Below are 21,431 nucleotides of genomic sequence, written 5' to 3'. Positions count from 1 at the left end.
ATGAACGGCGCATCGCTTCGTCATCAGCAACCCGCTCCCGGCCGTAAGCCGGTGCCGCGTGGTGCCAGCCGAATGGTGGCTAAAGAGCCGATGTCGGCGCGCATGCCGAAAGCCAACTTTGGTTTTCTCAAGGCGCTGTTCTGGCCGGTGATTCTGGTGGCGTTGGGGTTTGGTACATACGAAGGCGCCCAGCGTCTGTTGCCGTATGCCGACCGGCCGATCACCAAGATCAGCGTGCAGGGCGACTTGAGCTACATCAGCCAGCAGGCCGTGCAGCAGCGAATCGCCCCGTTTGTGGCGTCGAGCTTCTTCACCATCGACCTGGCCGGCATGCGTTCCGAGCTGGAACAGATGCCATGGATTGCCCACGCCGAAGTACGTCGTGTGTGGCCGGATCAAGTCACGATCCGCCTGGAAGAACAACTGCCCGTGGCCCGTTGGGGAGATGGGCAGTTGTTGAACAACCAGGGCCAGGCGTTTGCGCCTCGCGAGGTGGCGAATTACGAACACCTGCCGCAGTTGTTCGGGCCGCAGCGGGCGCAACAGCAAGTGATGCAGCAGTACCAGGCCTTGAGCCAGATGCTGCGGCCATTGGGTTTCTCGATTGCGCGACTGGAATTGCGTGAGCGGGGCAGCTGGTTTTTGACCACGGGTGCAGGCAGTTCCGGCCCGGGTATCGAGTTGCTGCTGGGACGCGGCAACCTGGTAGAAAAGATGCGCCGTTTTATCGCCATCTATGAAAAGACCTTGAAAGAACAGATTACGAACATTGCGAGCATCGACCTGCGTTACGCCAACGGCCTTGCCGTCGGCTGGCGGGCCCCTGCGGCGCCCACGGCAGCGCAACCTGCTGTCGCGAAGAATTAAGAAGAGGCAGGACCCATGGCAAACGTGCAAAGCGGCAAAATGATCGTCGGTCTGGATATCGGCACCTCCAAGGTGGTGGCGCTGGTAGGCGAGGTCGCGGACGACGGCACGCTGGAAATCGTCGGAATCGGCACGCATCCGTCCCGGGGCCTGAAGAAGGGCGTGGTGGTGAATATTGAATCCACCGTGCAATCGATCCAGCGCGCCATCGAAGAAGCGCAGCTGATGGCCGGTTGCCGGATTCACTCGGCATTCGTCGGCGTTGCGGGCAACCACATCCGCAGCCTGAACTCCCACGGCATCGTGGCGATTCGCGACCGCGAAGTCAGCTCGGCTGACCTGGAGCGGGTGCTCGACGCGGCGCAAGCCGTGGCGATCCCGGCTGACCAGCGCGTGCTGCATACCCTGCCGCAGGACTACGTGATCGATAACCAGGAAGGTGTTCGTGAGCCCCTGGGCATGTCGGGCGTACGCCTGGAAGCCAAGGTTCACGTGGTGACCTGCGCCGTCAACGCTGCACAGAACATTGAAAAATGCGTGCGTCGCTGCGGCCTGGAAATCGACGACATCATTCTCGAGCAGCTTGCCTCCGCGTATTCGGTACTGACCGACGACGAAAAAGAACTGGGCGTGTGCCTGGTGGACATCGGCGGCGGCACCACTGACATCGCGATCTTCACCGAGGGTGCGATCCGTCACACCGCCGTGATCCCGATTGCCGGTGACCAGGTGACCAACGACATCGCGATGGCGTTGCGCACACCGACCCAGTACGCCGAAGAAATCAAGATCCGTTACGCCTGCGCCCTGGCCAAGCTGGCCGGTGCCGGCGAAACCATCAAGGTGCCGAGCGTGGGCGACCGTCCACCGCGCGAACTGTCGCGCCAGGCGTTGGCCGAAGTGGTCGAGCCGCGCTACGACGAGCTGTTCACCCTGATCCAGGCTGAACTGCGCCGCAGCGGCTACGAAGATTTGATCCCGGCCGGCATCGTGCTGACCGGTGGCACCTCGAAGATGGAAGGCGCGGTCGAACTGGCCGAGGAAATCTTCCACATGCCGGTCCGCCTGGGCGTGCCCCATGGCGTGAAAGGCCTGGGCGACGTAGTGCGCAACCCGATTTATTCCACCGGTGTGGGCTTGCTGTTGTACGGGCTGCAAAAGCAGACCGACGGCATTTCCCTGTCGGGCCCGAGCAACCGCGACAGCTACAGAAGCGACGACGAAGCGAAAGCGCCGTTGTTCGAGCGGTTGCAGGCTTGGGTGAAAGGCAATTTCTGACGATTTACCGCAACACCGTTTCAAAGCAGTAGGCGAAAAAACTAGAGAAATGAAAGGAGAGGGAAAATGTTCGAACTCGTAGACAACATCCCCGCAAGCCCGGTCATCAAAGTGATCGGCGTCGGCGGTGGCGGCGGCAACGCTGTCAACCACATGGTCAAGAGCAACATTGAAGGCGTTGAATTCATCTGCGCCAACACTGACGCCCAGGCCCTCAAAAGCATCGGTGCACGCACCATCCTGCAATTGGGCACAGCCGTGACCAAGGGCCTGGGTGCCGGCGCGAATCCGGAAGTCGGCCGTCAAGCCGCTCTGGAAGACCGCGAGCGCATTGCTGAAGTGCTGCAAGGCACCAACATGGTGTTCATCACCACGGGCATGGGCGGTGGTACCGGTACCGGTGCTGCGCCGATCATTGCCGAAGTGGCCAAGGAAATGGGGATCCTGACGGTTGCCGTCGTGACCCGTCCGTTCCCGTTCGAAGGTCGCAAGCGCATGCAGATCGCCGATGAAGGCATCCGTCTGCTGTCCGAAAGCGTCGACTCGTTGATCACCATTCCCAACGAGAAGCTGCTGACCATCCTCGGTAAAGACGCCAGCCTGCTGTCGGCTTTCGCCAAGGCTGACGATGTACTGGCCGGTGCCGTTCGCGGTATCTCCGACATCATCAAGCGTCCGGGCATGATCAACGTCGACTTTGCCGACGTACGTACCGTGATGAGCGAAATGGGCATGGCGATGATGGGCACTGGCTGCGCCAGCGGTCCGAACCGTGCACGTGAAGCCACTGAAGCGGCCATCCGCAACCCGTTGCTGGAAGACGTGAACCTGCAAGGCGCACGCGGCATCCTGGTGAACATCACCGCCGGTCCTGACCTGTCCCTGGGTGAGTACTCCGACGTGGGTAGCATCATCGAAGCCTTCGCTTCCGAGCACGCCATGGTCAAGGTCGGTACGGTTATCGATCCGGACATGCGCGACGAACTGCACGTGACCGTTGTTGCTACCGGCCTGGGTGCAAAAATCGAGAAGCCTGTGAAGGTCATCGACAATACCGTCCATACCAGCCATGCCAGCCAGCAAGCTGCCGCTCCAGCGCCTGCGCGCCAGGAACTGCCGTCTGTGAACTACCGTGACCTGGATCGTCCGACCGTGATGCGCAACCAGGCTCAGGCCGGTGCTGCTGCCTCCCGTAGCCCGAATCCGCAAGATGACCTGGACTACCTGGACATCCCGGCTTTCCTGCGTCGTCAGGCCGATTAATGGAATGTATCAGGGCTATGAAGGTGATTGGTGTTCAGCAAAGGTCTGGTCTGCTATTATCGCCAGCCTTTGTTGATACCAGTTCGCAATTTGCGCTGAAGCGGTCCAAGCCATGATTAAACAACGCACCCTGAAGAATATTATCCGTGCCACAGGTGTAGGTCTGCACTCCGGGGAGAAGGTATACCTGACCCTCAAGCCCGCACCTGTCGACACCGGCATCGTGTTTGTTCGTGCCGACCTGGACCCTGTGGTGCAGATTCCTGCTCGCGCGGAAAATGTTGGCGAAACCACGATGTCGACCACGTTGGTCAACGGTGACGTCAAAGTGGACACGGTGGAGCACTTGCTCTCGGCCATGGCCGGTTTGGGCATCGATAACGCCTACGTCGAGCTCTCCGCGTCCGAAGTCCCAATCATGGATGGCAGCGCTGGACCCTTCGTATTCTTGATTCAATCTGCCGGCCTGGAAGAACAGGACGCAGCCAAGAAGTTCATTCGCATTCTGCGGGAAGTGACAGTAGAAGACGGCGACAAGCGCGCCACCTTCGTCCCGTTCGAAGGCTTTAAAGTGAGCTTTGAGATCGATTTCGATCACCCGGTATTCCGTGACCGCACCCAGAGTGCAAGCGTGGATTTTTCCAGCACTTCGTTCGTAAAAGAAGTCAGCCGCGCCCGTACCTTTGGTTTCATGAGTGACATCGAGTACCTGCGCAAGCACAACCTCGCACTCGGCGGCAGCGTTGAAAACGCCATTGTGGTCGACGCGGATGGTGTACTGAACGAAGACGGCCTTCGCTATGAAGACGAGTTCGTGAAGCACAAGATCCTCGATGCAATCGGTGACCTCTACCTGCTGGGCAATAGCCTGATAGGCGAGTTCAAAGGCTTCAAGTCGGGCCACGCGCTGAACAACCAACTGCTGCGCAAGCTGATTGCACAGACAGATGCCTGGGAAGTCGTGACCTTCGAAGATGCCAGCACCGCACCGATCTCTTACATGCGTCCCGTCGCGGCGGTGTAAGTAACAACTCTCTTTCCTTTTGTTTTTAAAGGCTGCCTCGGGTGGCCTTTTTTTATGCCTGATCGTTCCCCACGCTCTGCGTGGGAACGCCTCCTGTGACGCTCCGCGTCACGCCTTTAAAGCGGACGCATCCACAATGCGATTACGCCCGGTGTGCTTGGCCTCATACAACGCCTGATCCGCGCTGAGCAGTAACGCTTCCAGGGTGATACGGCTTTTTTTGGTCCAGGTACTCAGGCCAATGCTGACGGTAATCGGCACCCTGTCCCCGCCGACCCTTGGCAGGTGCTCGACGCTGCTGCGGATATGTTCGGCAATCAACAACGCACCCTGGCTGTCGGTATGCGGCAGCACCACCGCAAACTCTTCACCGCCATACCGCGCCGCGAGGTCGGCAGGGCGGCGGATATTGCCCTCGACCACCTGCGCCACCGTGCGCAATGCCTCGTCGCCACCCTGGTGGCCATGCCGGTCGTTGAAGGCCTTGAAGTGGTCCACATCAATCATCAGCACCGTCAACGGCTCGCCCGAACGCTGGGCGCGGTCCCATTCCAGGCGCAGGCGCTGGTCCAGCGTGCGGCGGTTGGCCAGGCCGGTGAGGGCATCGGTGGCTGCCAGTTCTGACAGTACCTGCTCGGCGCGGTGGCGCCTGCGCAGTTCCATGCAGAGCATCCAGGTCAGCCACAGCAGGCCGATGCACAAAACCCCGGTGGCACCGCTGATCAGCAACGCCGCACGTTTCCAGGGCGCGAATATGTCGTTGGTGGACAGGGCCACCACGACAATCAGTGGTAAGTCCCCCACGGTCGAGAAGGTGTAGAGGCGGCTCTCCTCATCCACACTGGAGGTGCCACGAAAGCTGCCGTCGCCGTCGTGCAGTATGCGCGCGACGTTGGGGCGCTGGCTGAGGTCCTTGTCGATCATGTCCCGTTCCAGCAACGGCTGTTGGGCCAGCAGGATGCCTCGCTGGTTAATCAGGTTGATGGTGCTGTCGTTGCCGATATTCAGGCTGCGAAACAGCTGCTGGAAATAGGACAGGCGCATGGACGCCACGGCAACCCCGAGGAATCGCCCGTCGGGCCCGGAAACCCGGCGGCTGAAAGCGATGCGCCATTGGTCGTCGCACACGCAGCGGGCGATGAAGGGCCGGCTTATGAACAGGCCCAGGTCAGGGTTCTGCCGGTGGGCCTGAAAGTAGTCGCGGTCGGCGAAGTTGGCGGCTTTAGGCGTCAGCAGCGAAGAGTCGGCAATCACCTCGCCGTTCTTGTCCAGCAGCAGGATATCGCCCTTGTACGGCGCCGCCTCCGAGCGGTCGAACAGCACCAGATGGCGGATGCTGGCCGATACGTCGGCCAAATCGCTGCGCTCGGCGGCTGCGATCAGGCCTTTGATCGACAAGTCGTACAGCTCCACGTTGCGCAGCACGTCTGCGTCGATCAGTTGGGTGATGTTGTTGGCCGTGCGCTGGGCGGCCTGCAAGGTGTTGGCGTGTTCGCGGATCAGCAACACCGCGACCACCGACATGATCAGCAGCACCGTGACGCAACTGCCGATAATCAGCAGCAGCTCCGGACGGTGGGTCGGGCGGGGCGGGCGGGTGGTGCTTGGGCTCATCGGGCGTACTTCTGCTTCGAGGATGCCCTTAGCGTAGTTGCTGATAACGGCTCATGTGGCCTGACTGTGAACGATGCGGTTGCGCCCGGAATGCTTGGCTTCATACAGCGCCCGGTCGGCACTCAGCAGCAGCTCTTCCAGTGCGCCACGGCTGCGTTTGTCCCAGGTGCTGACGCCGACGCTGACCGTCACCGACAACGCGTCCCCGTCGGCGGGCGGCAAGTGCTCCACGGCGCTGCGAATATGTTCGGCGATGACGCTCGCACCGTCGCCGTCGGTGTCCGGCAGGATGACTGCGAACTCTTCGCCGCCATAACGGGCGGCAAGGTCGGCGGGGCGGCGAATGTTGCTGCCGATGACCCGGGCCACGTGACGCAATGCCTCGTCACCGCCCTGATGGCCGTGCCGGTCGTTGAAGGCCTTGAAGTGGTCGACATCGATCATCAGCAGGGCCAGCGGCTCGCCGGAGCGTTGCGCGCGCTCCCACTCCAGGCGCAGGCGCTGGTCCAGGGTGCGGCGGTTGGCCAGGCCGGTGAGGCCATCGGTGGCTGCCAGTTCAGACAAAACCTTTTCGGCGCGATAACGACGGCGCAGTTCCAGGCGCAGCATCCAGGTCAGCCACAACAGGCCCACGCACAGCACGCCGGTGGCGCCACTGATCAACAGGGCCGCGCGCTTCCAGGCGGCAAACACGTCATCGCTGGACAGCGCCACCACCACAATCAGCGGCAGTGCGCCGACGTTGGTGAAGGTGTACAGCCGTTGCGTGCCACTGATGGCGGAGACGCCGCTGAAGCTGCCGCTGCCTTCACGCAGCATTCGTTTGAAGTTTGGTCGCGCGCTCAGGTCCTTGTTGATCATGTCTTTTTCGAGCAGGGGCTGCTGGGCCAACAGAATGCCGTCGTTGTTCAGCAGGTTGATGCTGCTGCCGCTGCCGATGGTGAGGCTGTTGAACAGCTGGTCGAAGTACGCCAGGCGCATGGTCGCCACCGCCACCCCGGCAAACTCGCCGTTCGGCCCGGACACGCGGCGGCTGAATGCAATGCGCCAAACTTGATCGCAGTCGCAGCGGATCTTGAAGGGACGGCTGATGAACAACCCGGCATCGGGGTTCTGCTGGTGCACCTGGAAATAGTCGCGGTTGGCAAAGTTGCGCGGCGAGGGTGTCAGCGTCGAGGAGTCGGCGGTGACCTCACCGGCCTTGTCCAGCAGCAGGACTTCGCCTTTGAAAGGCGCGGCCGTGGACTGGTCGAACTGCACCATGTGCAGCACCTCGGCCGAGACCTGGGGCAAGTCGTTGCGGGTGGTCGCGGTGATCAGGCCGTTCAGGGCCAAGTCGTAGAGTTCAACGTTGCGCAACACATCGGCGTTGATCAACTGCGTGATGTTACTGGTGGAACGTTTGGCGGCCTGCAGGGCGCTGGCGTGTTCGCGAATCAGCAGGACGGCAACGATGATCACGATCAGCGTGACGGTAAGGCCACTGCCCAGAATCAGCAAAAGCTCCGGGCGTGCAGGCAGGGTGAAGGCGCGGCGTTGACTCATGGGACTGGCTTCGGCACTCAAGATGCTGGCAGTTTAGTTCCATGCTGTGAAAAATAAGTCGTCGCCGCAAAAAGAAAGCCCGAACGTTAAAAAACGTCAATCGGGTAGTCGACGATCACCCGGTATTCATCCACGTCCCGGTCCACGGCCGCGTAGCCATTGCCGCCGCGGTTGGTCGCCCATTGCAGGCGCACGGCCAGGTCCTTGGCCTTGCCGCCTTGCACCACGTACTTGAGGTCGATGTCGCGCTCCCAGTGTTTGGCGTTCTTGCCGTCGGCGCTGTACCAGGAGGAATAACCACGGCTGTCCGGATCCACCGTGGTCAGGTCGGTCTTGCCGCTGATGTACGACACGGCCGAGGTCAGGCCCGGCAGCCCCAGCCCGACGAAATCATAGGCGTACTTGAGCTTCCACGAACGCTCGTTGGGGCCGTTGAAGTCGGAGTATTGCTGGGAGTTATCCAGGTAGATGCTGTCGCCCTGGCTGATGTAGTCGAACGGGGTGTTGCCGTTGACCCGCTGGTAAGCGGCGGTGACGCTGTGATGGCCCACGCCCACGGTGAAATGCAGGCTGTAGGTGTTGTTGTCGATGTTACCCAGCAGGGCCTTGCCGGTTTCCTGGGTGTGGTAGTAGTGCAGGCCCGGGTTGAGGCTGACCAGTTCGTTCAGTTGCCAGGTGTAGTCGAGGTCGTAGTAGTACTGGTTCCAGATGTCCTTGAGCTCGGACGCGTACAGGTTGCTGCTCAACCCCGGCACGCCGCTGAAGGACACGCCGGCCCAGTCCAGGTGCCGGCTGTCTTCGCCGCTGGGCAATGCACCGTAGCTGGTGCCGATGCGCCGGTGGCCGCTCTGGTTGTAGAGCTTGGTGAAACTGGCCTGGCCGCCTTCGAACATCCAGCCGTCGAGGCTGTGATTGGTCAGGCTGACACCACGGAACGTCTGGGGCAGCATGCGGGTCATGCCGCCGGCGATCACCGGGTTGTTGAGAAACAGGTCGCCGGCTTTCAGCTCGGTGTCGAAGGCGCGCATTTTCAGGGTGGCGCCGGCGGTGGAGAACGAGCCGGGGGCTTTGCCGTTGCCGGAGCTCACCGGCAGGATGCTGGAACCGTCGGTGCCGCCACCGCCGTCGAGCTTGAGGCCGAGCATGGCGTTGGCGTCCAGGCCAAAGCCGACGGTGCCGGGGGTGTAGCCCGACTCGAAGATCCCGATGAGGCCCTGGCCCCATTCCTTGCTGTCATCGGTGTGAATGTCACGGCGATCGCGGTTCATGTAGTAGTTGCGGGTGTTGATCTTGAAGCTTGCTCCGTCGACGAAACCGTCGGCGGCCGGGGTGTCTGCCGCGTGGGCAAGGGGAACGATCGTTGCAGCAATCGCGAGGAATAACGGGGTGAACGTCAGCGAGGTTTTCACCGGTGGAGCTCCTTTGGGTCAATCGTAACCGGCCAGTGTTGTTGGGGTTCCTGGCCTTTTTTCAGCGCAAAAAAAAGCCGCTGAACTCAGCGGCTTTAAGACAGATTCCCAGTGTAGAGCCCTGGAAATAAGTCGAGGGAAATCGGGGGAGAGCGGGTCGGTCTTAACCGCTGCGCTCATCGATGCGACAAATTAGCGCAGGTGAGCGGTGCGATACAGAGTGTAACAAGATAATGACTGTTGCCCAAATCGCAACAGTCTGGTGGTAAGGCTGCGGGGCGTCCTGACAACCCCACGCAAGAATGTTAGCGTGCTTGCCATTCCCACGTAGTCGATGAGCCCGCCTTCCATGAAAAAGACTGTCCTCGCCTTCAGCCGCGTCACCCCGGAAATGATCGAACGCCTGCAACAGGATTTCGATGTCATCGCCCCCAACCCCAAGCTGGGGGACATCAACGCCCAGTTCAATGAAGCCTTGCCTCATGCCCACGGCCTGATTGGCGTAGGACGCAAACTGGGGCGCGCGCAACTGGAAGGCGCGAGCAAGCTGGAAGTGGTCTCCAGTGTGTCGGTGGGCTATGACAACTACGACCTGGCGTACTTCAATGAGCGCGGGATCATGCTCACCAACACCCCCGACGTACTCACCGAAAGCACCGCCGACCTGGCCTTCGCCCTGCTGATGAGCAGCGCCCGCCGCGTCGCCGAACTGGACGCCTGGACCAAGGCCGGTCAGTGGAAAGCCAGCGTGGGTGCGCCGTTGTTTGGCTGTGATGTGCACGGCAAGACCCTCGGCGTCGTCGGCATGGGCAACATCGGCGCGGCCATCGCCCGTCGGGGGCGCCTGGGGTTCAATATGCCGATTCTGTACAGCGGCAACAGCCGCAAGACCGAACTGGAACAGGAACTGGGCGCGCAATTCCGCAGCCTCGACCAGTTGCTGGCTGAGGCCGACTTCGTCTGCCTGGTGGTGCCGTTGAGCGAGAAAACCCGTCACCTGATCAGTCATCGTGAACTGGGCCTGATGAAATCCAGCGCGATCCTGGTGAACATCTCCCGTGGCCCGGTGGTGGATGAGCCGGCGCTGATCCAGGCTCTGCAAAACCAGACCATCCGTGGTGCAGGCCTGGACGTGTATGAGCAGGAGCCCCTGTCCGAGTCGCCGCTGTTCCAGCTGAGCAACGCCGTGACTCTGCCGCACATCGGCTCGGCCACCCATGAAACCCGCGAAGCCATGGCCAACCGCGCCCTGGAAAACCTGCGCAGCGCCTTGCTGGGCCAGCGCCCGCAGGATCTGGTCAACCCGCAGGTGTGGAAGGGCTGATCACTGCTTTTTGTAGGAGCGAGCTTGCTCGCGAAGAACCTGAGGGCGCTGTGTTTATTCAGGCTGCCCGCGTTATCGTTGACATTTTTCGCGGGCAAGCCCGCTCCTACAGTTTTTGGTCGTGGGGTCGATAACGGTCTATAGATCGTCATCCGTGATCCACAGAAGGTTTTTATGTCCACCACCAAAGTCCGCGCAGACTCACTCTCGCTTCTGCTCTTTACCTTGCGCAGCGGCAAGCTGATGGCGATCAACCTGCTGAAAGTCAGTGAAATCATTCCCTGCCCGCCGCTGACCAAGCTGCCGGAGTCGCACCCCCACGTCAAAGGCATCGCCACCTTGCGCGGCGCGGCCTTGTCGGTGATCGACCTGAGCCGGGCGCTGGGGGAAATGCCCCTGCAAGACCCGGACGGCGGCTGCCTGATCGTCACCGATGTGAGCCGTTCCAAGCAGGGCCTGCATGTGCAGGCGGTGAGCAAGATCGTGCACTGCCTGACCACGGATATCCGCCCGCCACCGTTTGGCTCCGGCGGCACGCGTTCGTTTATCACCGGCGTGACCCAGGTTGAGGGAGCTCTGGTGCAGGTACTGGACATCGAAAAAGTCATCCATGGCATCGCCCCGGCGCAGATCGAAGCGGCGCCTACCGACCTGACCATGGAAGAAGCCGAAGTACTGGGCAACGCCCGAATCCTGGTGGTGGATGACAGCCAGGTGGCGCTGCAGCAGTCGGTGCATACCCTGCGCAACCTCGGCCTCACCTGCCACACCGCCCGCAGCGCCAAGGAAGCGATCGACCGTTTGCTGGAGCTGCAAGGCACGGTCGAGCAAATCAACGTGGTGGTCTCGGACATCGAAATGTCTGAAATGGACGGTTACGCCTTCACCCGCACCTTGCGGGAAACCCCGGACTTCCAGGACCTCTATGTGCTGCTGCACACCTCCCTGGACAGTGCGATGAACAGCGAAAAAGCCCGCCTGGCCGGCGCCAACGCGGTGCTCACCAAATTTTCGTCGCCTGAACTGACCAAGTGCCTGGTGATCGCCGCCCAGACCGTGGCGCAACAGGGCATCTGACCGGTGGGTGAATACTTCCAGCTCCTGCGCCGGGACCTCACCGGCAGCCTGCCCGCCCCGCAATGGCCGGCAGACATTCAGCTGGATCATTACCACGAAGCACTGGCCCCGGCGATTCACGCGGTATTAAGCCTGGCCCAGGAGCAGGGTGGCGGACGTGTGGGCCCTCTTGAGCACTGGCGCAAGCAGTTCGTCACTGACGCCGAGTTCGACCCGAAGCTGTGCCTGGTGGCCAGTAACGCCAGCGGCATTCTTGGGGTGTCGCAATGCTGGACCAGCGCCTACATCAAGAACCTGGCTATTCATCCGTGCGCCCAGGGCATGGGACTGGGCCGGGCCTTGCTGTTGCACACGTTCCAGGTGTTCAAGCAACGTGGCGAGGCGTTTGTCGACCTCAAGGTGCTGGAGTCCAACCAGCGGGCCCGGCACGTGTATGAGCGTGCGGGCATGGTGTTTGTGCTGCGGGACATCGCCCCCGAGGACTGAAGGCGCTGGCGCATAACTTGCTTTGTACAGGGGCAGAACGGTGAACAGAGGCAAAAACCCGCCACCGTTGATGAGTGCCTTCTGACCTTGCCTGGTGACAGATCCTCCATGAATACCCATTTTTCCTGCGTCGGTTGCGGCAAGTGCTGCACCGACCACCATGTACCCCTGACCCTTGAAGAAGCCCGCAGCTGGGCGGCTGACGGCGGTAATGTCATCGTGCTGGTGGAAGGATTCCTGGGCAGTGGCCTGGGGCTGCCCGAGTTGCAGCGCGAGCATGCACAACGCCGGTCCGCCGTCGTGCCCAGCGGCAATACCGAGGCGTATGTGGCAATCACCTTTGCCGCCTACAACGCCGGGCGCTGCCGGAATCTTGACGAAGACAACCGTTGCGGCATCTACGAGCGCCGGCCTTTGGTGTGCCGTATCTACCCGATGGAGATCAACCCGCATATCCCGTTGAACCCGGGCGCGAAGGATTGCCCGCCGGAATCCTGGGAACAGGGGCCGGCGCTGATCGTCGGCGGCGAGTTGATGGACAAGGAACTGGCCGAGTTGATCCACCGTTCACGCCAGGCTGACCGCGACGATATCCAGGCCAAGGAAGCGGTGTGTGGGCTGCTGGGCATTCACACCACCGCGCTCAAGGGTGACGGGTTTACCGCGTACCTGCCGGACATGGGCCTGTTTGCCCAGGCCATCGAGCTGGCGCTGCACGAGACGGTGCAGGCCAATGAGTGGGTGTTTCACGTGTCCGGGATGGACATTGCCGAGCAGTTGCTGGATGCCGGCGCCCGGATTGCCACCGAGGTGCCGGCCAACTATGCGTTCATTTCGTTGCGCGCGGCTTGAGCTAAAAGCTGGCCAGGCACTCGATTTCGACCCGGGCATCCAGCACTAGCTTGGCAGCAGCAAAGGTCGTGCGGGTGGGAAGGCGATCCGCTGGAAAGTAGCTGGCATAGACATTGTTCATGGCCGCGAAATCGTCGATGTCGACAAGAATCACCGTACATTTTGCGACCCTGTCCATGGCCAGCCCTTTGTCCTTGAGTGTGCTGCGTAATGTTTCCAGGGCCTTGGCTGTTTGTGCACCAATGCCTCCTCTCACCAGTTTGCCGTGCTCATCGAGTCCCAGCAGCCCGGAGATATAGAGGGTTTGCCCCACTTGCACCGTTTGTGAGAAAGGCAAGTCGCCGCCTGCCGGTGTGTACAACATCGGGGCCGGATCGCTGTTTGAAGTCCGTAGATAATGCTGGGTAATCAGCGCGTATTGGCCACTTTCCTTCAGACGTTGCAGGGCCTGGTTCAGGGCCAATCGCAGATCGGGCTCTTCTTTGCGAACCCCGATGGCCACACCATTGCCGAGCATTTCATCGACAATGCCGATACCCGCGAACTCAAAGTCGGCGCCTTCGGGCGTTTTCAGCAAGGCGTCGGAGATCTCGAGGGTGTCTTGCAAGGTTGCGTCTATGTCGCCAGCCAGCAGGCTGCTGATCAGCTCCGCATTCAGGTTGAAACTTCGGACTACCACGCCATGGGGAGCCCACCGCGCCAAGGCATAGGCTTCTCGGCTGGTACCCGCCAGGACGCCAATCCGTTTGTCTTGAAGTGCGTTGGCCTCAGGCGCCAGCCCGAGACGCTTGCGTGCGACAAGCCTCGTTTCCAGTGGGTAGAGATTATCGGTAAAGTCGATTTTCTCCCGCCGTGCCGGGGTGGCCGACATAGGCATGATCGCATCGAATCGACGCGCCTCGAGTGCTGCAAGATTGGTTGAATAGTCTTGATCAACCCACACGCAACGCACCTTGAGCTCTGCACACAAGGCGTTGCCCAGCTCTATGTTCAACCCGATCAACTCACCTTGGGCATTGCGGCTTTCAAACGGTGGTACCAAGGCCTCTACCCCGAAACGTATCTCGGCCAGCGTTTTTTCAGCCGCGTACGTCACGGAGCACAGGGTTCCTGTGACCGCAGATAAAACCAGTGCCAACAGTATTCTCAGGGATGTCATTTGCCTGTCCTGTAGGAAGAAAAATGGGAGGCCGTTCTGGCCCCGTCTCCGGCGCCTGACCTCCTCAGAAGCTTTAACAGACACACCCAGGCCTTCAATCAAGACACTTCCTTCTTTCCTGTAGGAGCTGACTCAAAATCGTGTCGGACATTCTTTGACCTAGCGCCGCTTGCCCCAGAACTCCTCCGCCAGCCGCCGCAAGTCATCCGCCAGCCCTGCCACATCCCCCGAGCTGAGCTGGCTTTGCTGGCCGGCGGTGACCGTCACTTCCCCGGCGTTGCGGATGCCGATGATGTTGCGGTTGATGTCTTCGCTCACCGCGCTCTGTTCTTCCACCGCTGCTGCGATTTGCTGGCTCATGGCGGTAATCCGGCTCACCCGCTGGCTGATCCCGTCCAGCGCGGCAGCAGCGCGCTGGGCCTGATCGACGCTGGCCTCGACATGCTGGCTGCTTTGCGCCATCGCCTGCACCGCGTCCCGGGCGCCGCCTTGCAGGGTGCTGATCATGCGCTGGATTTCATTGGTCGACTGCTGCGTGCGCTGGGCCAGGCCGCGTACTTCATCGGCCACCACGGCAAACCCGCGTCCCTGTTCCCCGGCCCGTGCTGCTTCGATGGCGGCATTGAGTGCCAGCAGATTGGTCTGCTCGGCAATCGCGCGGATCACTTCCAGTACCCCGGAAATATCGCCGCTGTGGCTTTCCAGTTGATGGATCACTTCGGTGGCACGCGCCAGTTCCTGGGACAGCCGCAGCACCGCGTCGCGGCTTTCATCCACGCGCTGGTGGCCTTCCCGGGTCTCGCTGCCGGCCTGGTCAGCGGCCTTTGAGGCCTGCAACGCGTGTTCGGCGACTTGGGCCACGCTGGCGGCCATTTGATTGATCGCGGCGGCGACCTGATCGGTCTGGGTCTGTTGGCCGAGGCTGCTGCTGTGGCTGCTGTCCAACTGCCGCACCAAAGCTGCGGCATGCCCGGACAAGCGTTGCGAGGCGTCGCCAATACGCCCCACCACGGCGCTCACCTGGGCTTCCAGCATCTGCATGGCAAACTCGATGCGCCCGAACTCATCCTCACGCCCGGTGTAGATCGCCTGGCTCAGCGGGTTGTCAGCAATCAACCGCGCTCGCCGGTTCAACCGGGCCAGGGGCCGCAACAACCCGTGAACGCCCGCTACCCCCACGGCACACGCGGCCGTTACCGCCAGCAGTTGCCAGACCACCGGGTAGCTCGCAAGCCCCAGACCCAATGCCCAGGTGGCGGCGCAAGCCCCCAAAACCCAGGCCGACAGTTTGAGGGGCATGCCCACCACGGGCCGTACTCGCCGCGTGCCGGCACGCAGGCGGGCATAAGCGCGCTCGGCCACGTGCACCCGCCGCGCATCGGGCTTGGTGCGCACCGACTGATACTCCACCGTCACGCCGTCCCGGGTGACCGGCGTGGCATAGGCGCTGACCCAGTAGTGATCACCGTTCTTGCAGCGATTTTTCACCATGCCCATCCACGAGCGGCCGCTCTTCAACACCTGCCACATGTGGGCAAAGGCAGCTGCAGGCATGTCCGGGTGGCGCAGCAGGTTATGGGGCGCGCCCAGCAACTCCTCTCGGGTGTAGCCGCTGATGTCGATGAAGTCCTGGTTGGCGTAGGTGATTGCGCTGGTCAGGTCGGTGGTCGAGAGGATGTTGGCGTCGGGGGCAAAGTCCACATTTCGACCGGTGACCGGCAGATTGATCTTCATGGAAACGCGCGCTCGTGATTGTTGGAGGAGTCGGCAGGGCGTCGACTCTAAGCGCACCGTTTGGGCAAATACTGATCCAGCTCATGTTCTGCGCAATTAATTGGCCATTACGGTTTGGAGGGCGGCGCCTCCAGATGGTAGGGCTGGACGATGCGTTGGTACTCGCCACTCTGCATCAGTTGCTCAAGGGCGCCGTTGAGGGCATTGCGCAAGGCAGTGTCGGGCTTGCGCAGCGCAATCGCTACGCCATTGCCCAACAGATCGGTGATGACGGCGGGGCCGAGGAAGTCGAAAATCTGGCCCTCGTCGGTGTCGAGCAGTGCCTCACGGATCTCCACCGTGCCTTGCAGCGTGGCATCGATGTCGCCCGCCAACAGGCTGCGAATCAGTTCGTCATTGCGCCAGAAACCCTTGATGATGACGCCCCTCGGCCCCCACTTCGACAGGGCGAAGGCCTCGCGGTTGCTGCCCACCAGCACGCCCACGCGCTTACCCTTCAGCGACCGAGGGGTCGGCATCAAGCCTGATTTCTTGCGGGCCACCAGACGCGTGGTGATCGGATATAGGTCGTCGGTGAAACTCACCCGCTGGCGCCGCTTCGACGTAGGGGCCATGCCCATGATCGCGTCGAATTGCCTGGCTTCAAGGGCGGGGAAATTCTCCATAAGGACCTGATCCACCCAGGTGCACCGCACATTGAGCTGTACGCACAAGGCGTTGCCCAATTCGATGTTCAGCCCGACCAGTTGGCCTTGTTGATTGCGGCTTTGGAAAGGAGGGAATTGCGCGGCGACGGCGAAACGAATTTCGTGCCGTGGTTGCTCTACGGCCGCAGCGGTGGAAAAAACACCGACCATCAGCGACAGGCCCAGCACAACGCAGCTGCGTATCAGAATCACGGGAACGTCCTTTTCCGGAAAACCAGCGTCACCGCGGCGGGTCCCGGGAATAAGAATCGGGGCCCGCGGGTGTCGTGCAAGCTTTCAAGAATTGGACGCAGGCCTACAAGGCGAAACGTCAGTAAACGTTGTAGGCACTCATCGCGATTGCGAGGGAATTGTTACCGGTCAGCGCTTGCCCATCGAGCGACGGGTGCCGGGAGGTGCCATGCCCGGGCTCTTGGTATGACCGTTCTTCGCGCCGTTTTTGTACCACGGCTGGCTGGCATTTTTCGCCCCGGCCAGTTCGCCCGGCTTGAACGGAAACTTGAACGCCGGGATCTCGGCCTTGGTTTCGCCTTCGACGCTGTCAGGATTGGCCTGTGGGTCGATGTCGACCGCTTCAGCAGCGGGTTGTGTCGGGGAATTCATGGTGGCTCCGGGGAGTGCTGAAAATGACGCGGGCCCGACTTGCAGGCCACACCGGCGCGCAGTATACCTGCGCGCCTCGGATCTTTAACCACTGCTCGTACGAATGGTCGGACTTTACTGACGGCGCTGTCAGTTAGCAGTCACTTTGCTGACCGGGTTGGCGGGCTATAAAGAACCTTCATTCTTCCGATCCTTTGCCCTGGCGCCTCACCCCATGCACATTCAACGAAAACCTGCCTTGATCGTGGGCGTCCTCGTGGTACTGGCCGTGGTTGCCTGGGCGCTGACCCGCCCGGCCAAGACCAAACTGACCGCGCCCACGGCGATTCCGGTGCGGGTGATCAGCGTCAAAGAGCAGGACATCCCGCGTTTTGTCAGCGGTATTGGCTCGGTGCTGTCGTTGCACAGCGTGGTGATTCGCCCGCAGATCGACGGCATCCTCACCAAATTGCTGGTCAAGGAAGGCCAACTGGTGAAAACCGGCGACCTGCTGGCGACCATTGATGACCGTTCGATCCGCGCCAGCCTGGACCAGGCCAAGGCGCAACTGGGGGAAAGCCAGGCGCAACTGCAAGTGGCGCTGGTCAACCTCAAACGCTACAAGGAACTGAGCATCGACGACGGCGTGTCCAAGCAGACCTATGACCAGCAGCAAGCCCTGGTCAATCAGCTCAAGGCCACGGCCCAAGGCAACCAGGCCGCTATTGATTCGGCCCAGGTGCAGCTTTCGTACACCCAGATTCGCTCACCGGTCACCGGTCGCGTCGGGATTCGCACCGTGGATGAAGGCAACTTCCTGCGCATGAGCGACACCCAAGGCTTGTTCTCCGTCACTCAGATCGACCCGATTGCCGTGGAGTTCTCCCTGCCGCAACAAATGCTCCCGACCCTGCAAGGCCTGATCGCTGCGCAACTGCCTGCCGACGTCAACGCTTACATGGGCGCCGATACCGATGGCGAGACCGGCGACCTGCTGGGCGAAGGCCGCCTGAGCCTGATCGACAACCAGATCAGCGGCACCACCGGCACCATCCGCGCCAAGGCCGAGTTCAGCAACGGTGCGCAAAAACTCTGGCCGGGGCAGTTGGTGACCATCAAGATCCAGACCGCCCTGCACAAGAACGCCCTGGTGGTGCCGACCACGGTGGTGCAACGCGGCCTGGATTCGCACTTCGTGTACCGGGTCAACGGTGACAAGGTCGACATCGTGCCGGTGCAAGTGGTGTATCAGGACAGCGACATCAACATCCTCCGGGGTGTGCAGGCCGGTGATGTACTGGTCAGCGATGGCCAGTCGCGGCTCAAGGCCGGCGCTCAGGTCGATGTGCTCAAGGAACCGCCGCAGGCGATCCAGACCGTTGATGCCAAGGTGCAGCCATGAGTGGCAGTCGTTCGCCGTCGGCCTGGTGCGTCGACCACCCGGTCGCCACCTTGCTGCTGACCTTCGCCCTGGTGTTGCTCGGGATGATTGCCTTCCCGCGCCTGGCGATCGCCCCACTGCCGGAGGCCGAGTTTCCGACGATCCAGGTCAGCGCCACGCTGCCCGGCGCCAGCCCGGACACCATGGCTTCCTCCGTGGCCACCCCGTTGGAGGTGCAATTCAGTGCCATCCCCGGCATGACCCAGATGACCTCCAGCAGTGCCTTGGGCTCCAGCCTGCTGACCCTGCAATTCACCCTCAACAAGAGCATCGACACCGCCGCGCAAGAAGTGCAGGCGGCGATCAACACCGCGTCGGGCAAACTGCCCAGCGACATGCCGAGCCTGCCGACCTGGAAGAAGGTCAACCCGGCGGACAGCCCGGTGCTGATCCTCAGCGTCAGCTCCGACAGCATGCCCAGCACCGAGCTGAGCGACTACGTGGAAACCCTGCTGGCCCGTCAGATCAGCCAGATCGACGGTGTCGGCCAGATCAACATCACCGGCCAGCAACGCCCGGCCATCCGCGTGCAGGCGTCGCCCGATAAACTCGCGGCCATCGGCCTGACCCTGGCCGACGTGCGCCTGGCCATCCAGCAATCGAGCCTGAACCTGGCCAAGGGCGCGATCTACGGCGAGAACAGCGTGTCGACCCTGTCGACCAACGACCAGCTGTTCCATCCCGAGGAATACGCCCAGTTGATTGTGTCCTACAAGAATGGGGCACCGGTCCAGCTGCGCGACATCGCCAAAGTGATCAACGGTTCAGAAAACGCCTACGTGCAGGCGTGGTCCGGCGACACGCCGGGCGTCAACCTGGTGATCTCCCGCCAGCCCGGCGCGAACATCGTCGAGACCGTGGACCGTATTCAATCCGAGCTGCCACGCCTGCAAACCATGTTGCCGGCCTCGGTGCAGGTCAGCGTATTGACCGACCGCACCAAGACCATCCGCGCGTCCCTGCATGAAGTGGAAGTGACCCTGCTGATCGCGATCCTGCTGGTGGTGGCGGTGATGGCGCTGTTCCTGCGCCAGTTGTCGGCCACGTTGATCGTGTCCAGCGTACTGGGTGTGTCGCTGGTGGCCAGTTTTGCGCTGATGTACCTGATGGGCTTCAGCCTGAACAACCTGACCCTGGTGGCGATCGTGATCGCCGTGGGGTTTGTGGTGGACGATGCCATCGTGGTGGTGGAAAACATTCACCGGCACCTGGAGGCGGGCCTCGACAAGCGCGAAGCCGCAATCAAGGGCGCGGGGGAAATCGGCTTTACCGTGGTGTCCATCAGCTTCTCGCTGGTGGCGGCGTTTATTCCACTGCTGTTCATGGGCGGTGTGGTGGGGCGGTTGTTCAAGGAGTTTGCGCTGACGGCCACGTCGACCATCCTGATCTCGGTGGTGGTTTCACTGACCCTGGCGCCGACCCTGGCCGCCTTGTTCATGCGCGCGCCGACCCATCACGCCCACGACAAACCTGGTTTCAGCGAACGCCTGCTCGCCGGCTATGCGCGCAATCTGCGCCGCGCCCTGGCCCACCAACGCACCATGGCCGCGATCTTCATGGTGACCCTGGCCCTGGCCGTGGTTGGCTACGTGTTTATTCCCAAGGGCTTCTTCCCCGTACAAGACACCGGCTTCGTCCTCGGCACCAGCGAGGCGGCGGCCGACGTGTCGTTCCCGGACATGGTCGCCAAGCACAAGGCGCTCGCCGAGATCGTCAAGGATGACCCGGCGGTGGAAGCGTTCTCCCATTCGGTGGGCGTGACCGGCAGCAACCAGACCATCGCCAACGGCCGGTTCTGGATCGCCTTGAAAGATCGCGGGGACCGCGACGTGTCGGCCAGCCAGTTTATCGACCGTATCCGGCCAAAACTGGCGAAAGTGCCGGGCATCGTGCTGTACCTGCGTGCCGGCCAGGACATCAACTTGAGCTCCGGCCCCAGCCGCGCCCAGTACCAGTACGTGCTCAAGAGCAACGACGGCCCCACGCTGAATACCTGGACCCAGCGCCTCACCGAAAAACTGCGGGCCAACCCGGCGTTCCGCGACCTGTCCAACGACTTGCAACTGGGGGGCAGCATCACCCACATCAGCATCGACCGTCAGGCCGCCGCGCGGTTTGGCCTCACTGCCACCGATGTGGACCAGGCGCTGTACGACGCCTTCGGCCAGCGCCAGATCAACGAATTCCAGACCGAGATCAACCAATACCAAGTGGTGCTGGAGCTGGACACCCAGCAGCGCGGCAAGGCCGAAAGCCTGAACTACTTCTACCTGCGCTCGCCGCTGACCAACGAGATGGTGCCGCTGTCGGCACTGGCCAAGGTCGACCCGCCTACGGTCGGGCCGTTGTCCATCAGCCATGACGGCATGTTCCCGGCGGCCAACCTGTCGTTCAACCTGGCGCCGGGCGTCGCGTTGGGGGATGCGGTGATCATGCTCAACCAGGCCAAGAATGAAATCGGCATGCCGACCACCATCATCGGCAACTTCCAGGGTGCGGCCCAGGCGTTCCAGAGTTCGCTGGCCAGCCAGCCCTGGCTGATCCTCGCGGCACTGGTGGCGGTCTACATTATCCTGGGCGTGCTGTACGAGAGCTTCGTGCACCCGCTGACGATCATTTCCACCTTGCCGTCGGCGGGGCTTGGGGCGCTGATCATGTTGTCGCTGATGGGCCAGGACTTCTCGATCATGGCGCTGATCGGCCTGGTGCTGCTGATCGGGATCGTGAAGAAGAACGGTATCCTGATGATCGACTTCGCCCTGGACGCCCAGCGCGTACGCGGCCTGCCGCCTGAAGAGGCGATTTATGAAGCGTGCGTCACGCGGTTCCGGCCGATCATCATGACCACCCTGGCCGCGCTGCTGGGTGCGGTGCCGCTGATGCTGGGCTCCGGCCCCGGTGCGGAAATGCGCCAACCCCTCGGTATCGCGGTGGTGGGCGGGTTGCTGGTGAGCCAGGCGCTGACGCTGTTCACCACGCCGGTCATATACTTGTACCTTGAGAAGTTTTTCCATAGACCCAAACCAGCTCCCCTGCTGGCAACCACACACTGAGGCTGAGGCCCCGTCC

At 61.8% G+C, this 21,431-nt stretch carries 17 protein-coding genes and 1 pseudogene; 10 read left to right on the top strand and 8 right to left on the bottom strand.

Features of this window, described 5'->3' with window-relative positions:
• The 4 genes from MUM_RS0113515 (at nt 1) to lpxC (ending at nt 4,432) form a co-directional block, all read left to right on the top strand.
• A complete protein-coding gene (locus MUM_RS0113515) occupies nt 1-867 on the top strand; it encodes a cell division protein FtsQ/DivIB (RefSeq protein WP_029615882.1) in 867 nt (288 codons plus the stop codon).
• A 15-nt stretch (nt 868-882) separates the two neighbouring features.
• Nucleotides 883-2,145 (top strand): cell division protein FtsA, encoded by a 1,263-nt coding sequence (ftsA, locus tag MUM_RS0113510; RefSeq protein ID WP_003216224.1) that lies wholly within the window; start codon nt 883-885, stop codon nt 2,143-2,145.
• Nucleotides 2,146-2,211: 66 nt separating this feature from the next.
• On the top strand, nt 2,212-3,408 hold the full coding sequence (ftsZ, locus tag MUM_RS0113505; protein ID WP_010170471.1) for a cell division protein FtsZ: 1,197 nt from the start codon (nt 2,212-2,214) through the stop codon (nt 3,406-3,408).
• 112 nt (nt 3,409-3,520) lie between these two features.
• Nucleotides 3,521-4,432, top strand: coding sequence for a UDP-3-O-acyl-N-acetylglucosamine deacetylase (gene lpxC / locus MUM_RS0113500; protein ID WP_003216227.1), 912 nt, complete (start codon nt 3,521-3,523; stop codon nt 4,430-4,432).
• 108 nt (nt 4,433-4,540) lie between these two features.
• Here lpxC and MUM_RS0113495 read toward each other — a convergent pair whose 3' ends face one another.
• From MUM_RS0113495 to MUM_RS0113485, 3 genes are all read right to left on the bottom strand, one after another.
• Nucleotides 4,541-6,046, bottom strand: coding sequence for a diguanylate cyclase (locus tag MUM_RS0113495; protein WP_010170468.1), 1,506 nt, complete (start codon nt 6,044-6,046; stop codon nt 4,541-4,543).
• 51 nt (nt 6,047-6,097) lie between these two features.
• Nucleotides 6,098-7,591: a sensor domain-containing diguanylate cyclase gene (locus MUM_RS0113490; protein WP_010170466.1), complete on the bottom strand. Its 1,494-nt coding sequence runs from the start codon at nt 7,589-7,591 to the stop codon at nt 6,098-6,100.
• A gap of 86 nt (nt 7,592-7,677) precedes the next feature.
• A complete protein-coding gene (locus MUM_RS0113485; RefSeq protein WP_010170464.1) occupies nt 7,678-9,000 on the bottom strand; it encodes an OprD family porin in 1,323 nt (440 codons plus the stop codon).
• 349 nt (nt 9,001-9,349) lie between these two features.
• Between MUM_RS0113485 and MUM_RS0113480 the strand changes: the two genes are divergently transcribed.
• The 4 genes from MUM_RS0113480 to MUM_RS0113465 all read left to right on the top strand — a co-directional run bounded on the left by MUM_RS0113480 (nt 9,350) and on the right by MUM_RS0113465 (nt 12,739).
• Complete coding sequence (locus MUM_RS0113480; RefSeq protein ID WP_010170463.1) at nt 9,350-10,324, top strand: 2-hydroxyacid dehydrogenase; 975 nt, start codon at nt 9,350-9,352, stop codon at nt 10,322-10,324.
• A gap of 174 nt (nt 10,325-10,498) precedes the next feature.
• Entirely contained in the window at nt 10,499-11,401 is a 903-nt protein-coding gene (locus tag MUM_RS0113475; protein ID WP_010170462.1) for a chemotaxis protein CheV, read from the top strand.
• A gap of 3 nt (nt 11,402-11,404) precedes the next feature.
• Complete coding sequence (locus tag MUM_RS0113470) at nt 11,405-11,887, top strand: GNAT family N-acetyltransferase (RefSeq protein ID WP_010170461.1); 483 nt, start codon at nt 11,405-11,407, stop codon at nt 11,885-11,887.
• 108 nt (nt 11,888-11,995) lie between these two features.
• Complete coding sequence (locus tag MUM_RS0113465; protein WP_010170460.1) at nt 11,996-12,739, top strand: YkgJ family cysteine cluster protein; 744 nt, start codon at nt 11,996-11,998, stop codon at nt 12,737-12,739.
• 1 nt (nt 12,740) lies between these two features.
• Here the strand turns inward: MUM_RS0113465 and MUM_RS0113460 are convergent, their stop codons facing one another.
• From MUM_RS0113460 to MUM_RS0113445, 5 genes and pseudogenes are all read right to left on the bottom strand, one after another.
• Nucleotides 12,741-13,898: a Rid family hydrolase gene (locus MUM_RS0113460; protein WP_032881925.1), complete on the bottom strand. Its 1,158-nt coding sequence runs from the start codon at nt 13,896-13,898 to the stop codon at nt 12,741-12,743.
• Nucleotides 13,899-14,057: 159 nt separating this feature from the next.
• Nucleotides 14,058-15,116: a methyl-accepting chemotaxis protein gene (locus tag MUM_RS0113455; RefSeq protein WP_443216234.1), complete on the bottom strand. Its 1,059-nt coding sequence runs from the start codon at nt 15,114-15,116 to the stop codon at nt 14,058-14,060.
• Nucleotides 15,117-15,350: 234 nt separating this feature from the next.
• Nucleotides 15,351-15,632, bottom strand: a pseudogene (locus MUM_RS1000000135010) (PAS domain-containing protein); the annotation flags it as partial.
• Nucleotides 15,633-15,739: 107 nt separating this feature from the next.
• Nucleotides 15,740-16,531, bottom strand: a complete 792-nt coding sequence (locus MUM_RS0113450; protein WP_010170457.1) for a transporter substrate-binding domain-containing protein — start codon at nt 16,529-16,531, stop codon at nt 15,740-15,742.
• Nucleotides 16,532-16,699: 168 nt separating this feature from the next.
• Entirely contained in the window at nt 16,700-16,942 is a 243-nt protein-coding gene (locus tag MUM_RS0113445; protein WP_010170456.1) for a hypothetical protein, read from the bottom strand.
• Nucleotides 16,943-17,156: 214 nt separating this feature from the next.
• Here MUM_RS0113445 and MUM_RS0113440 point away from each other — a divergent pair, with 214 nt between their 5' ends.
• Both MUM_RS0113440 and MUM_RS0113435 read left to right on the top strand, forming a co-directional pair.
• Entirely contained in the window at nt 17,157-18,323 is a 1,167-nt protein-coding gene (locus MUM_RS0113440) for an efflux RND transporter periplasmic adaptor subunit (RefSeq protein ID WP_010170455.1), read from the top strand.
• A complete protein-coding gene (locus MUM_RS0113435; protein WP_010170454.1) occupies nt 18,320-21,415 on the top strand; it encodes a multidrug efflux RND transporter permease subunit in 3,096 nt (1,031 codons plus the stop codon). The genes MUM_RS0113440 and MUM_RS0113435 overlap by 4 nt, the downstream gene beginning before the upstream one ends.
• Nucleotides 21,416-21,431: the final 16 nt, after the last annotated feature.

The organism is Pseudomonas sp. PAMC 25886 (assembly GCF_000242655.1).
In the GTDB taxonomy this organism is placed as follows: Bacteria; Pseudomonadota; Gammaproteobacteria; order Pseudomonadales; family Pseudomonadaceae; genus Aquipseudomonas.
This window is presented reverse-complemented; position numbering and strand designations above follow the sequence as displayed.

Coding starts and splice junctions, on each gene's coding strand:
- MUM_RS0113440 (WP_010170455.1), top strand. CDS start 17,157: ATGCACATTCAACGAAAACCTGCCTTGATCGTGGGCGTCCTCGTGGTA.
- ftsZ (WP_010170471.1), top strand. CDS start 2,212: ATGTTCGAACTCGTAGACAACATCCCCGCAAGCCCGGTCATCAAAGTG.
- ftsA (WP_003216224.1), top strand. CDS start 883: ATGGCAAACGTGCAAAGCGGCAAAATGATCGTCGGTCTGGATATCGGC.
- MUM_RS0113435 (WP_010170454.1), top strand. CDS start 18,320: ATGAGTGGCAGTCGTTCGCCGTCGGCCTGGTGCGTCGACCACCCGGTC.
- MUM_RS0113475 (WP_010170462.1), top strand. CDS start 10,499: ATGTCCACCACCAAAGTCCGCGCAGACTCACTCTCGCTTCTGCTCTTT.
- lpxC (WP_003216227.1), top strand. CDS start 3,521: ATGATTAAACAACGCACCCTGAAGAATATTATCCGTGCCACAGGTGTA.
- MUM_RS0113465 (WP_010170460.1), top strand. CDS start 11,996: ATGAATACCCATTTTTCCTGCGTCGGTTGCGGCAAGTGCTGCACCGAC.
- MUM_RS0113495 (WP_010170468.1), bottom strand. CDS start 6,046: ATGAGCCCAAGCACCACCCGCCCGCCCCGCCCGACCCACCGTCCGGAG.
- MUM_RS0113490 (WP_010170466.1), bottom strand. CDS start 7,591: ATGAGTCAACGCCGCGCCTTCACCCTGCCTGCACGCCCGGAGCTTTTG.
- MUM_RS0113515 (WP_029615882.1), top strand. CDS start 1: ATGAACGGCGCATCGCTTCGTCATCAGCAACCCGCTCCCGGCCGTAAG.
- MUM_RS0113460 (WP_032881925.1), bottom strand. CDS start 13,898: ATGACATCCCTGAGAATACTGTTGGCACTGGTTTTATCTGCGGTCACA.
- MUM_RS0113480 (WP_010170463.1), top strand. CDS start 9,350: ATGAAAAAGACTGTCCTCGCCTTCAGCCGCGTCACCCCGGAAATGATC.
- MUM_RS0113445 (WP_010170456.1), bottom strand. CDS start 16,942: ATGAATTCCCCGACACAACCCGCTGCTGAAGCGGTCGACATCGACCCA.